Source organism: Heminiphilus faecis (genome assembly GCF_008728965.1).
GTDB classification, from domain to species: domain Bacteria; phylum Bacteroidota; class Bacteroidia; order Bacteroidales; family Muribaculaceae; genus Muribaculum; species Muribaculum faecis.
This window is the reverse complement of the sequence record NZ_VSMC01000023.1, coordinates 1-12041: the sequence shown is the minus strand read 5'-3', so window position 1 is coordinate 12041 and position 12041 is coordinate 1. Positions and strand designations below refer to the sequence as shown.

The window sequence follows — 12041 nt, the reverse complement described above, 5'->3', positions numbered from 1 at the left end:
AATGGGTGTAAGAAAAAGACAATCAGCCGAATTGATTAAGGAAGCCAAGAAGTCGCAGGCTTTTGCCAAGCTTCTCGACGTGCCCTCGTCGCCTCGCAAGATGCGTTTGGTAGTCGACATGATACGTGGCAAGGAAGTGTTCCGCGCGCTGGGTATCCTTAAATTCTCAAATAAAGAAGCTGCAGCGCGTTTGGAAAAATGCCTGCGTTCAGCTATCGCCAACTGGGAAGCCAAAAACGAGCGCAAAGCCGAAAACGGCGAGCTTTATATAAGCACAATCTTTGTGGGACCCGCTCCCATGCTCAAGCGTCTCCGTCCGGCCCCCCAAGGTCGTGGTTACAGAATTCGCAAACGTGCCAATCATGTGACATTGTTTGTAGACACAATTGATAAATCTACTAAAGAATAAGAGATGGGACAGAAAGTTAATCCAATAAGCAACCGTTTAGGTGTCATCCGTGGTTGGGACTCTAACTGGTATGGTGGCAAAAAGTACGGCGATAATTTGCTCGAGGATGCAAAGCTCCGCAAATATCTTGAAGTCCGTCTCGCCAAATCAAGTGTATCGCGCATCGTTATCGAGCGTACACTCAAGCTCATCACCATCACTATCTGCACTTCGCGTCCCGGTCTTATTATCGGTAAAGGCGGTGCCGATGTGGACAAGCTCAAGAAAGAGCTTATGAAGATTACCGACAAGGATGTTCAGATCAACATCTTCGAGGTAAAACGTCCCGAGCTTGACGCTCAGATCGTAGCGGCCAACATAGCCCGTCAGATAGAAGGTAAGATCGCTTACCGCCGTGCTGTGAAAATGGCTGTCCAGAGCACTATGCGCAGCGGTGCCGAAGGTATCAAGGTGCAGGTCAGCGGCCGTCTTAACGGCGCCGAAATGGCCCGAAGCGAAATGTTTAAGGAGGGTCGTACACCGCTCCACACACTTCGCGCCGATATCGACTACGCTTTAGTGGAAGCACACACCAAGGTAGGTGTGGTAGGTGTGAAGGTTTGGATTTGCCGCGGTGAGGTATACGGCAAGCGCGAGCTTGCTCCCGTATTCGCAAACTCTGGCAAGGAAAGTCGCGGAGGCAACAACGGAGCGCCCCGTGGCAATCGTTTCCGCAAGCCCAAAAACAATCGTTAACGAATTGAATCAACACAACAATGTTACAACCTAAGAAAACTAAATTCCGCCGTCAACAAAAGGGCCGTATGAAGGGCAATGCCCAGCGTGGCAATCAGCTCGCTTTCGGTTCGTTTGGCATCAAGACTTTGGAATCAAAGTGGATCACCGGCCGTCAGATTGAGGCCGCACGTATCGCCGTGACCCGCTACATGCAGCGTCAGGGTCAGGTATGGATCCGCATATTCCCCGACAAGCCCATCACTAAGAAGCCTGCCGAAGTGCGTATGGGTAAAGGTAAAGGTAATCCCGAAGGTTTCGTTGCGCCCGTTACTCCCGGACGTATACTGATCGAGCTTGAGGGTGTGCCTTTCGATGTAGCTAAGGAAGCTCTCCGCCTTGCAGCCCAGAAGCTCCCCGTGACCACCAAGTTTATTGTGCGTCGCGATTATGACCCAACTCAAAACGTGTAAAAGATTATGAAGAAAGAAGAAATAAAGGAACTCGGCACTCAGGACCTCAAGGATCGTCTTGAACAAGCTCAAAAAGATTATCTTCAGATGAAGATCAATCACGCAATTTCTCCCATTGATAATCCTGCAGCCATTACACGTGACCGTAAAATGATTGCACGCATGAAGACTGAGTTGCGTCAGCGTGAACTTAACAATAAATAATCCCAAGAAATGGAAGAAAAGAGAAACTTAAGAAAAGAGCGCATTGGGGTTGTATCGTCCAACAAGGGTGACAAAACCATCACTGTAATGGTGAAATGGAAAGAAAAACACCCCATCTACGGTAAATTTGTCAACAAGACAAAGAAGTATCACGCTCATGATGAAAACAACGAGTGCAGCGTAGGCGATACAGTGCGCCTGATGGAAACCCGTCCTTTGAGCAAAACCAAAAGATGGAGATTGGTAGAAATAATCGAAAAAGTTAAATAATTATGATACAGACAGAATCCCGTTTAACTGTTGCAGACAACAGTGGTGCCAAGGAAGCCCTTTGCATCCATGTTCTTGGCGGTACAGGTCGTCGTTACGCTTCGGTGGGTGACATTATCGTAGTGTCGGTAAAGAACGTCATCCCCTCCTCAGACGTAAAGAAGGGTACTGTATCTAAGGCAGTGGTAGTGCGCACTAAAAAAGAGGTGCGTCGTGCCGACGGTTCTTACATCCGCTTTGATGACAACGCTTGCGTGTTGCTCAACAATGCCGGTGAACTCCGCGGAACACGTATCTTCGGCCCCGTGGCCCGTGAACTTCGCGCCACCAACATGAAGATTGTTTCACTTGCCCCTGAAGTACTTTAATCCATAGTAAAAGAAGTAAACCACAATGAGCAAATTAAATATTAAAAAGGGCGACAACGTATATGTGCTCGCCGGTGATGACCGCGGCAAGACTGGCCGCGTGCTCTCCGTGCAGGTATCCAAGTGTCGCGCTATCGTTGAAGGTATCAACATGGTATCCAAGAGTACCAAGCCAAATGCTAAGCATCCGCAGGGCGGCATCATAAAGATCGAAGCTCCGGTGCACATTTCCAACCTCGCGCTTCTCGACCCTAAGACAGGCAAGCCCTGTCGTGTGGCTCGTCGTAAAAACGAGGAGGGTAAATCAGTACGTTATTCTAAAAAATCAGGAGAGGAGATTAAGTAATGAGCACAGCCACTCTTAAGAATGATTACAAGGAGCGCATTGTCCCCGCTCTTGAAAAAGAATTTAACTATACAACCGTTATGCAGGTGCCCCGCCTTGAGAAGATTGTCATCAATCAGGGTCTGGGTGCGGCCACTCAGGACAAGAAGATCATCGAGACCGCTATCAACGAGCTTACTGCTATTACTGGCCAGAAAGCCGTAGCTACCTTGTCTAAGAAAGACATTTCTAACTTCAAGGTGCGTAAAAAGAACCCCATCGGAGCACGCGTTACTCTGCGTCGCGAGAGAATGTACGAGTTCTTGGAGCGCCTTATCCGTGTGGCTTTGCCCCGTATACGCGACTTCAAAGGTATTGAAGGCAAGCTTGACGGACGCGGTAACTATACTCTCGGTATCACCGAGCAGATCATCTTCCCCGAAATAAACATCGATTCTATTTCTAAGATGATGGGTATGAATATCACTTTCGTTACATCTGCAAAGACTGACGAAGAAGGATATGCATTGTTGAAACACTTCGGACTCCCGTTCAAGAACGCTAAAAACTAAGATTATACTATGGCTAAAGAATCAATGAAGGCTCGTGAAGTGAAGAGAGCCAAACTCGTAGCTAAATACGCCGCTAAAAAGGCTGCCCTCAAAGCTGCCGGCGACTACGAAGGCCTCCAGAAACTTCCCAAAAATGCTTCTTCAGTGCGTCTGCACAACCGTTGCAGCATCACTGGCCGTCCTAAAGGTTATATGCGCCAGTTCGGTATTTCACGTATACAGTTCCGTGAAATGGCATCGGCAGGCCTTATTCCCGGTGTAAAGAAAGCAAGCTGGTAATTTACGGGACCGATATTATAAGTGAGTATTAAATATTGTTCGGATAATCCCGAATCAATTTAAACAAATCAATAAAATGACTGATCCAATAGCAGATTATTTAACAAGATTGAGGAATGCCATCAAAGCTCAGCACAGAGTTGTGGAGATCCCTGCCTCAAACTTGAAAAAAGAGATCACCAAGATTCTTTTTGAACAAGGCTACATTCTTAACTACAAGTTTGTAGAGGGTGAAAACCCAGCCGGTACTATCAAGATCGCCTTGAAGTACGACCCCGTTGACAAGGTTAACGCTATCAAAAATCTTAAGCGTGTATCTCGTCCCGGTCTTCGTCAGTACACCGGTTACAAAGATATGCCGAGAGTGTTAAACGGTTTAGGTATTGCCATACTTTCGACTTCGAAAGGCGTGATGACCAACAAAAAGGCTCGCGAACTCAAAGTCGGTGGTGAGGTATTGTGTTATGTATACTAATTTAATAGGAGGAAATAACAATGTCAAGAATAGGTAAAGCTCCCATTGAAATACCTGCCGGCGTAACCGTGACCGTTAAAGGTGACGAAGTTACCGTAAAAGGCCCCAAGGGTGAACTCTCGCAAAAAATAAATCCCGATTTGACAGTGAATGTCGAAGACGGTCATGTGACTTTGACTCGTCCTTCCGATGACCGCGAGCATCGTGCACAGCACGGTCTGTATCGCGCACTTATCCACAATATGGTGGTTGGTGTGTCGCAGGGTTACCGCAAGGAGATGGAGTTGGTAGGTGTCGGTTATCGCGCCACTTCAGAAGGTCAGGTTCTTGAACTTGCTCTCGGCTTCTCTCACGCTATATTCATCAAGTTGCCCAAAGAGATTAAGGTAGAGGCTAAGACCGAACGTAACAAAAACCCGCTCATCATTCTTGAGAGCGATGACAAGCAGCTCCTCGGTCAGGTGTGCGCCAAGATACGTTCGCTCCGCAAGCCCGAGCCCTACAAGGGTAAAGGTATCAAGTTTGTCGGCGAGGTTATCCGTCGTAAGTCGGGTAAGTCGGCAGGTGCTAAATAATTAAAGAAGACAGAATCATGATATCAAAGATACAAAGAAGAAATAAAATCAAGACACGTATCCGTGGTAAAGTGTCAGGCACCGCTTCTCGTCCTCGCATGACGGTGTTCCGTAGCAACAAGCAGATCTATGTACAGCTTGTTGACGATCTCGAAGGCAAGACTCTTGTTGCAACTTCATCGAAGGGCCTCGAAGGAGGCACCAAGACTGAGGTGGCTGCCAAAGTCGGAAAGGCCATTGCCGAAAAGGCTCTCGCCGCAGGCATAACCGAGGTCGTGTTTGACCGTAACGGCTATCTTTTCCATGGCCGAGTAAAATCATTGGCTGACGCAGCTCGCGAAGGCGGACTTAAATTTTAAGAATCATGGCAAATAAGAATAACAGAGTAAAATCGACCAACGATCTCGAATTGAAGGACCGCCTTGTGGCTATAAACCGTGTTACCAAGGTTACTAAGGGTGGTCGCACCTTTACTTTCGCCGCTATCGTCGTTGTAGGTAACGAAGACGGCATAGTAGGATGGGGACTCGGTAAAGCTAATGAAGTTACCGCGGCTATCGCCAAGGGTGTGGAAGCGGCTAAGAAAAATCTTATCCGCGTGCCCGTTCACAAAGGCACTATCCCTCACGAACAGGAAGCGAAGTTCGGCGGCTCTCGCGTTATCCTCAAGCCCGCATCCCACGGTACCGGTGTTAAGGCCGGTGGTGCTATGCGTGCCGTGCTTGAGAGCGTGGGTATAACCGACGTCCTTGCAAAGTCTAAGGGCTCTTCCAACCCCCACAACCTTGTGAAGGCTACAATAGAGGCCCTCGGCGAAATGAGAAGCCCGCTTCAAGTAGCTCAAAATCGTGGTATATCACTCGAAAAAGTATATAACGGTTAATTCGACTTGAAAAATGGCAAAAATTAAAATCACTCAGATAAAGAGCCGCATCAACGCTCCCAAGGTTCAGAAACTCACCTTGGATGCTCTCGGCTTGAAGAAAATGCATCACTCGGTTGTCAAAGAAGACACTCCCAGCGTGATGGGTATGGTTAACCGTGTTCGTCACCTCGTTGAAGTGACCAACGCATAATTCAAGGCTTACAGTTATGGAATTAAATACAATTCATCCTGCCGTAGGATCCAATACAAAGAAGACCCGCATCGGTCGCGGTGCAGGTTCTGGTAAAGGCGGTACTTCAACTCGTGGTCACAAGGGTGCTAAATCCCGTTCGGGCTACAGCCGCAAGGTGGGCTTCGAGGGTGGTCAGATGCCTTTGCAGCGTCGTCTTCCTAAATTCGGTTTCAAGAACTTCAACCGTGTTGAATACAAAGCCATCAACATCGGCGATCTTGAGACTCTCGCCGCAGCTAAAGGCCTCGAGAAGGTCGGCATCGAAGAACTTCGTGCTGCCGGTTTCATCTCGCGCAATCAGCTGGTGAAGATTCTTGCTTCCGGCACTATCACTCGTGCAATCGCTGTTGAAGCCAACGCATTCTCTGAAGCCGCTCAGAAGGCTATCGAGGCTGCCGGTGGTTCAATCGCTAAAGTTTAATGATAATGAGATTTGTTCAAACCCTTAAAAACATTTGGACAATCGAAGAGCTCCGCAAGCGTCTCCTCGTGACATTCCTGTTGGTATTCGTATATCGACTGGGATGTTACGTGGTGCTTCCGGGTATACATCCCGACGATCTTGACGCGCTGGCCAATTTTACTGCCGGCAGCGGCTTGATGCAGCTCCTTGATATGTTCTCGGGCGGCGCTTTCTCGCAAGCCTCTATCTTTGCACTCGGTATCATGCCATATATCACGGCATCCATCGTGATACAGCTTCTCGGCATGGTCCTCCCTTCATTCCAGAAGATGCAGCGCGAAGGTGAAAGCGGTCGTCAGAAACTGAACCAGTACACTCGTTATCTTACCGTGATTATCCTGATGCTTCAGGGCCCCGCATACCTTATAAACCTTCAGGTACAGGTTAACAGCGCAGGTGGCCATGCAGTAATGGGATTTTGGACTGTACTTTATCTCTCGGTCATTCTGGCTGCTGGATCCATGTTCATCATGTGGCTCGGCGAGCGCATTACCGATCGTGGTATTGGCAACGGTATCTCTTTCATCATCTTGGTGGGTATTATCGCCCGTCTGCCCCAGTCGCTCTACTATGAATTTGTAAGCCGTCTTCCCGGTTCAACCGGCTCAGAAGGTGGCCTTGTCATGTTTATCGTCGAGCTCGTTCTGCTATTCGCCGTTACGGTAGGCGCCGTATTGCTTGTGCAGGGTACGCGTAAAGTACCCGTGCAATATGCAAAGCGCATTGTCGGCAACAAGCAGTATGGCGGCGCACGCCAATACATACCCCTGAAAGTTAATGCCGCAGGTGTGATGCCTATCATCTTTGCTCAGGCAATAATGTTTATACCCATCACCCTTGCCGGTTTCGGAGCCCGCGAAAACAGCATTTTTGCAAAATTCTCCGATATTAACGGATTAGCTTACAATATTACCTACTTCATCCTCATCGTAGCGTTCACATACTTCTATACCGCTATCACCGTGCGCCCTGCACAGATGGCTGAAGACATGAAACGCAACAACGGATTCATCCCCGGTGTCAAACCCGGAAAGAAGACTGTGGAGTATCTTGACTCGATCATGTCGCGCATCACATTGCCCGGATCTCTTTTCTTGGGCATTGTGGCTGTTATGCCTGCGTTTGCGCGTCTGTTTGGCGTCAGCCAGAACTTCGCCCAGTTCTTCGGTGGTACTTCGTTGCTCATCCTCGTGGGTGTTGTGCTCGACACTCTTCAGCAGATCGAGTCTCATCTCATGATGCACCACTACGACGGGCTGATGAAGAACGGTAAGATTAAGGGCCGCACAACCGGTAGTGCTTATTGATAAAGTTGAATAAACAAGCTGGAAATCGTCAATAATGATATATCTCAAGACATCTGAAGAAATAATCTTGATGCGCGAGGCTTCTAAACTCGTAAGCCGCACACTTGGCGAAGTCGCCAAGTGGGTGGCTCCCGGGGTTACTACACATAAGCTCGACACCATTGCCCGTGAATTTATTCTCGACAACGGTGGTAAGCCCGCCTGTCTTGGTTACGGAGGGTTTCCCGGAACTCTGTGTATTGAGGTAAACGAGGTTGTCGTCCATGGATTCCCTTCCAATTACGCACTGCGTGAGGGCGACATAATCGGATTGGATTGTGTAGTGGAACTCAACGGTTACAACGGCGACCAATGCTACACATTCCCCGTAGGCGACGTGGCTTCCGAAGTCATGCAGCTCCTTAAAGTGACTAAAGAATCTTTGTACCGCGGTATAGCCGCATGCAAAGACGGTAATCGCATAGGCGACATATCAAATGCCATCCAGTCATTTTGCGAGCGTCATGGCTACTCTATAGTCCGTGAGATGTGTGGCCACGGCATAGGCCGATCCATGCATGAGGACCCTGAAGTCCCGAATTACGGACGTAAAGGAGCTGGACCAATCATTAAAAACGGCATGTGCATAGCCATTGAGCCCATGGTAAACTTGGGAAAACGCAACATTGTCATCGAAAAAGACGGATGGCAGTGCCGCACCCGTGACCGTCAGCCATCGGCCCATTTCGAGCATACGGTGGCCGTGATTAATGGCGAAACAGAGATTTTAACAACGTTCGACTACATTGAACAGGCATTAGGCGACAAAGCAATTTAAATTTATTATATGGCAAAACAGGCTGCAATAGAACAAGACGGTACTATCGTCGAGGCATTAAGTAACGCGATGTTTCGCGTCGAATTGGAAAACGGGCATGAAATTACGGCCCACATATCAGGAAAGATGCGCATGCACTACATCCGCATCCTACCCGGTGATAAAGTTCGTGTCGAGATGTCTCCCTACGACTTGTCCAAAGGCAGAATTGCGTTTAGATATAAATAATAAAAACAACCATAGATATGAAAGTAAGAGCCTCAATTAAAAAGCGCACTCCCGACAGCAAAATCGTGCGTCGCAAGGGTCGCTTGTATGTGATCAATAAGAAAAATCCAAAGTATAAACAGCGTCAAGGATAATTTTTGTTATTTTTGCAGAAAATTTAGTCAATCAATATGGCAGTTAGAATCGTGGGAGTGGATCTCCCCCAAAATAAAAGAGGTGAAATCGCCTTGACTTATATATTCGGCATCGGACGTAGCGCCGCTAACTCTATCCTTGAGAAAGCCGGAGTTGATAAAAATATCAAAGTAAAAGACTGGACCGACGCTCAGGCTGCCGCCGTGCGTGAGGTTATCGGACGTGACCATAAGGTAGAGGGCGATCTCCGTAGCGAGATCCAGCTCAATATCAAGCGTCTTATGGACATTGGTTGCTACCGTGGTATACGTCACCGTATCGGTTTGCCCGTACGTGGACAGAGCACAAAAAACAACGCCCGTACACGCAAAGGCCGCAAGAAAACAGTCGCTAACAAGAAGAAAGCTACAAAATAATAAATTAATATGGCAAAAAAGACAGTCGCAGCAAAGAAGAGAAATGTCAAGGTTGACGCTAACGGTCAGCTGCATGTTCACTCATCTTTCAACAACATTATCGTGTGCTTAGCCAACTCTGAAGGTCAGGTGATCTCTTGGTCAAGCGCCGGTAAGATGGGCTTCCGTGGCTCAAAGAAAAATACCCCTTACGCTGCTCAGATGGCAGCGCAGGATTGCGCTAAGGTCGCTTACGACCTTGGTCTCCGTAAAGTAAAGGCTTATGTAAAGGGTCCCGGTAACGGTCGCGAATCAGCTATTCGTACCATACACGGTGCCGGCATCGAAGTTACCGAAATCGTTGACGTTACTCCGCTGCCCCACAATGGTTGTCGTCCTCCCAAGCGTCGTCGCGTATAAGTCGGGATTTTATCATCATTAATTACTTTCACGAACATATATCAACCGAGGCTCTTGACTGTGAAGCGGCATTGAATGTGAATAGACCACAATTTTTATCACCTCTCTGTGGTCGCGGCTGCACTAAGATGACGACCCATAGTCAAAACCCTAATTAAGATTATTATAATGGCAAGATATACCGGACCAAAAACTAAGATTGCCCGCAAATTTGGCGAGCCTATCTTCGGCGCTGACAAAGTTCTCTCGCGTAAAAACTATCCTCCGGGACAGCATGGCGTTAACAAACGCCGTAAGTCTTCTGAGTACGGCGTACAGCTCCGCGAAAAACAAAAGGCTAAATACACCTACGGTGTGCTCGAAAAACAGTTCCATAACCTGTTCGTTCGTGCTTCTCGCACTAAAGGCATCACTGGTGAGGTGCTGCTTCAGCTTCTCGAGGCACGCCTTGACAACGTGGTTTACCGTTTGGGCATCGCTCCCACTCGTGCGGCCGCACGTCAGCTGGTGCTCCATCGTCACATCACTGTCAACGGTGATGTAGTAAATATCGCCTCTTATCACGTACTGCCCGGCGACGTTATCGGTGTGCGTGAGCGCTCTAAGTCGCTCGAGGTGATAGCTGATGCTCTCGCTGGTTTCAACCACAGCAAGTATCCGTGGATCGAATGGGACGAGGCTCAGAAGGCCGGCAAGTTCCTCCACGTTCCCACTCGCGAAGATATTCCTGAAAACATCAAGGAGCAGTTGATCGTCGAGTTGTATTCTAAATAATCATTTTAAAACGTAGATCCATGGCTATTTTAGCATTTCAGAAACCTGACAAAGTCGTCATGTTGGAAGCCGATAATTTCTTCGGTAAGTTCGAGTTCAAGCCATTGGAGCCCGGATATGGCATAACTGTGGGCAATGCGCTGCGACGCATTCTCCTCTCCTCTCTTGAAGGATACGCCATATCTTCAATCCGCATCGATGGCGTGAAGCATGAGTTTGACACTATTCCCGGTGTGAAAGAAGATGTCACAAACATCATCCTCAACCTGAAGAAAGTTGACCTCAAGCAGATTGTCGAAGATACCGAAAACGAAAAGGCTACAATCACGGTGTCAGGTCAGGAGGTGTTCAAGGCCGGTGACATTGGCAAGGCGCTTAGCGGATTCGAGGTTCTCAATCCCGACCAAGTCATTTGTCATTTGGATCCCGGTGCAAGTTTTCAGCTCGACATCACTATAAACAAAGGACGCGGTTGGGTCCCCGCTGAAGAAAACAGCTCTCCCGCCGATGCGATCGATGTTATCGCTATTGACTCGATCTATACTCCAATCAAAAATGTGAAGTATACGGTTGAAAACTTCCGTGTTGACCAAAAGACCGACTACGAAAAATTGATTATTGAGATCACTACCAACGGTTCTATACTTCCCAAAGACGCCCTTAAAGAGGCTGCGAAGATACTGATTTATCACTTCATGCTATTCTCCGATGAGAAGATAACTCTCGAGACAACCGAGACTGACAGCAACGAAGAGTTTGATGAAGAAGTTCTCCGCATGCGTCAGTTGCTTAAGTCGAAGCTCGTGGACATGGACCTCTCGGTCCGTGCTCTTAACTGCTTGAAGAGCGCTGAAGTGGAAACCCTTGGCGAACTCGTGGTCTTCAACAAGACCGACCTCTTGAAATTCCGTAACTTCGGTAAGAAATCGCTCACGGAGCTTGATGAGCTCCTCGCCAATCTTAACCTGTCGTTCGGAATGGACATTTCAAAATATAAATTAGATAAAGAGTAATAAACGATGAGACACAATAAAAAATTTAACCATCTTGGTCGCAAAAAGGCTCACCGCGATGCCTTGCTCGCTAACATGACTGTTTCCCTCATCATGCACAAGCGCATTTTCACTACGCTTGCCAAGGCTAAAGCTCTCCGCATGTATGCCGAGCCCCTGATCAACCGCGCCAAAGAGGATAACACTCCCAACCGCCGCTTGGTATTCAGCCATCTTCAGAACAAGTATGCTGTCACTGAGCTTTTCCGCGAAGTTGCGCAGAAGATTGCCGACCGCAACGGTGGCTACACCCGCATACTTAAAACCGGAAACCGTCTTGGTGACAATGCCAAGACCTGCTTCATTGAGTTGGTTGACTACAACGAGAACATGCTTAAGGACACTACAGCTAAGAAAGCTACCCGCACTCGCCGCTCGCGCAAGAGCGCTGCTGACAAGGCTGCTGCCGCTCCTGAACAGGCTCCTGTTGCCGACAATGCAGCTCCCGAAGCCGAAGCTCCTGCCGCTGAATAATTTTCAGAACACATCTTATAATGAAAAATCGCTGCCCCTTCCCGGGACGGCGATTTTTTTATTATTCTGAAGATTCCAAATCGAAGTGCAAAACTTTGAGATGGGCATTAGTCATTCTCCTCTCTCCTTCTGGCGAGGGGATGCCCAAGCGGCGGGGGCGGCCTAAACCGCCCCCAAGAGCGGACAGCAGCAGA

The 12041-nt window shown here is 48.2% G+C and carries 24 protein-coding genes; all 24 read left to right on the top strand.

Annotated features, from left to right (window positions below; translation table 11 throughout):
• The first annotated feature begins 1 nt into the window (after position 1).
• Positions 2-409 carry a 50S ribosomal protein L22 gene (rplV, locus tag FW767_RS09980; RefSeq protein ID WP_121699833.1) on the top strand — a complete coding sequence of 136 codons (408 nt, stop codon included), beginning with the start codon at positions 2-4 and terminating at the stop codon, positions 407-409.
• A gap of 3 nt (positions 410-412) precedes the next feature.
• The gene (rpsC, locus tag FW767_RS09975; RefSeq protein WP_121699832.1) at positions 413-1144 is read left to right on the top strand and encodes a 30S ribosomal protein S3; all 732 of its coding nucleotides are present in this window, start codon (positions 413-415) and stop codon (positions 1142-1144) included.
• 20 nt (positions 1145-1164) lie between these two features.
• Positions 1165-1596: a 50S ribosomal protein L16 gene (gene rplP, locus FW767_RS09970; RefSeq protein ID WP_121699831.1), complete on the top strand. Its 432-nt coding sequence runs from the start codon at positions 1165-1167 to the stop codon at positions 1594-1596.
• A 6-nt stretch (positions 1597-1602) separates the two neighbouring features.
• Positions 1603-1800 carry a 50S ribosomal protein L29 gene (gene rpmC, locus FW767_RS09965; protein ID WP_121699830.1) on the top strand — a complete coding sequence of 66 codons (198 nt, stop codon included), beginning with the start codon at positions 1603-1605 and terminating at the stop codon, positions 1798-1800.
• Positions 1801-1809: 9 nt separating this feature from the next.
• Positions 1810-2070 (top strand): 30S ribosomal protein S17, encoded by a 261-nt coding sequence (rpsQ, locus tag FW767_RS09960; protein ID WP_121699829.1) that lies wholly within the window; start codon positions 1810-1812, stop codon positions 2068-2070.
• A gap of 2 nt (positions 2071-2072) precedes the next feature.
• On the top strand, positions 2073-2438 hold the full coding sequence (rplN, locus tag FW767_RS09955) for a 50S ribosomal protein L14 (RefSeq protein WP_121699828.1): 366 nt from the start codon (positions 2073-2075) through the stop codon (positions 2436-2438).
• Between the two features lie 25 nt (positions 2439-2463).
• Positions 2464-2784 (top strand): 50S ribosomal protein L24, encoded by a 321-nt coding sequence (rplX, locus tag FW767_RS09950; protein ID WP_121699827.1) that lies wholly within the window; start codon positions 2464-2466, stop codon positions 2782-2784.
• Positions 2784-3335, top strand: a complete 552-nt coding sequence (gene rplE / locus FW767_RS09945; protein ID WP_121699826.1) for a 50S ribosomal protein L5 — start codon at positions 2784-2786, stop codon at positions 3333-3335. The genes rplX and rplE overlap by 1 nt, the downstream gene beginning before the upstream one ends.
• Positions 3336-3344: 9 nt before the next feature.
• A complete protein-coding gene (gene rpsN / locus FW767_RS09940) occupies positions 3345-3614 on the top strand; it encodes a 30S ribosomal protein S14 (protein WP_121699825.1) in 270 nt (89 codons plus the stop codon).
• A gap of 76 nt (positions 3615-3690) precedes the next feature.
• Entirely contained in the window at positions 3691-4089 is a 399-nt protein-coding gene (gene rpsH / locus FW767_RS09935; protein ID WP_121699824.1) for a 30S ribosomal protein S8, read from the top strand.
• 20 nt (positions 4090-4109) lie between these two features.
• Positions 4110-4664 (top strand): 50S ribosomal protein L6, encoded by a 555-nt coding sequence (gene rplF / locus FW767_RS09930; protein ID WP_121699823.1) that lies wholly within the window; start codon positions 4110-4112, stop codon positions 4662-4664.
• Positions 4665-4681: 17 nt separating this feature from the next.
• Positions 4682-5023 carry a 50S ribosomal protein L18 gene (gene rplR / locus FW767_RS09925; protein ID WP_121699822.1) on the top strand — a complete coding sequence of 114 codons (342 nt, stop codon included), beginning with the start codon at positions 4682-4684 and terminating at the stop codon, positions 5021-5023.
• 5 nt (positions 5024-5028) lie between these two features.
• The gene (gene rpsE / locus FW767_RS09920; protein WP_148464033.1) at positions 5029-5547 is read left to right on the top strand and encodes a 30S ribosomal protein S5; all 519 of its coding nucleotides are present in this window, start codon (positions 5029-5031) and stop codon (positions 5545-5547) included.
• Between the two features lie 13 nt (positions 5548-5560).
• Entirely contained in the window at positions 5561-5740 is a 180-nt protein-coding gene (gene rpmD / locus FW767_RS09915) for a 50S ribosomal protein L30 (protein WP_121699820.1), read from the top strand.
• Positions 5741-5756: 16 nt separating this feature from the next.
• Complete coding sequence (rplO, locus tag FW767_RS09910) at positions 5757-6203, top strand: 50S ribosomal protein L15 (RefSeq protein ID WP_121699819.1); 447 nt, start codon at positions 5757-5759, stop codon at positions 6201-6203.
• 5 nt (positions 6204-6208) lie between these two features.
• Complete coding sequence (gene secY / locus FW767_RS09905; protein ID WP_121699862.1) at positions 6209-7552, top strand: preprotein translocase subunit SecY; 1344 nt, start codon at positions 6209-6211, stop codon at positions 7550-7552.
• A gap of 34 nt (positions 7553-7586) precedes the next feature.
• On the top strand, positions 7587-8369 hold the full coding sequence (gene map / locus FW767_RS09900; protein WP_121699818.1) for a type I methionyl aminopeptidase: 783 nt from the start codon (positions 7587-7589) through the stop codon (positions 8367-8369).
• Between the two features lie 9 nt (positions 8370-8378).
• A complete protein-coding gene (gene infA / locus FW767_RS09895) occupies positions 8379-8597 on the top strand; it encodes a translation initiation factor IF-1 (RefSeq protein ID WP_121699817.1) in 219 nt (72 codons plus the stop codon).
• Between the two features lie 17 nt (positions 8598-8614).
• Positions 8615-8731, top strand: a complete 117-nt coding sequence (gene ykgO, locus FW767_RS09890; RefSeq protein ID WP_068961805.1) for a type B 50S ribosomal protein L36 — start codon at positions 8615-8617, stop codon at positions 8729-8731.
• A 36-nt stretch (positions 8732-8767) separates the two neighbouring features.
• A complete protein-coding gene (gene rpsM, locus FW767_RS09885; protein ID WP_121699816.1) occupies positions 8768-9148 on the top strand; it encodes a 30S ribosomal protein S13 in 381 nt (126 codons plus the stop codon).
• Positions 9149-9157: 9 nt separating this feature from the next.
• Positions 9158-9547 (top strand): 30S ribosomal protein S11, encoded by a 390-nt coding sequence (gene rpsK, locus FW767_RS09880; protein WP_121699815.1) that lies wholly within the window; start codon positions 9158-9160, stop codon positions 9545-9547.
• Positions 9548-9715: 168 nt separating this feature from the next.
• Positions 9716-10321 (top strand): 30S ribosomal protein S4, encoded by a 606-nt coding sequence (rpsD, locus tag FW767_RS09875; RefSeq protein WP_121699814.1) that lies wholly within the window; start codon positions 9716-9718, stop codon positions 10319-10321.
• Between the two features lie 20 nt (positions 10322-10341).
• Positions 10342-11334, top strand: a complete 993-nt coding sequence (locus FW767_RS09870) for a DNA-directed RNA polymerase subunit alpha (RefSeq protein WP_121699813.1) — start codon at positions 10342-10344, stop codon at positions 11332-11334.
• A 6-nt stretch (positions 11335-11340) separates the two neighbouring features.
• The gene (gene rplQ, locus FW767_RS09865; protein ID WP_121699812.1) at positions 11341-11847 is read left to right on the top strand and encodes a 50S ribosomal protein L17; all 507 of its coding nucleotides are present in this window, start codon (positions 11341-11343) and stop codon (positions 11845-11847) included.
• Positions 11848-12041 lie beyond the last annotated feature (194 nt).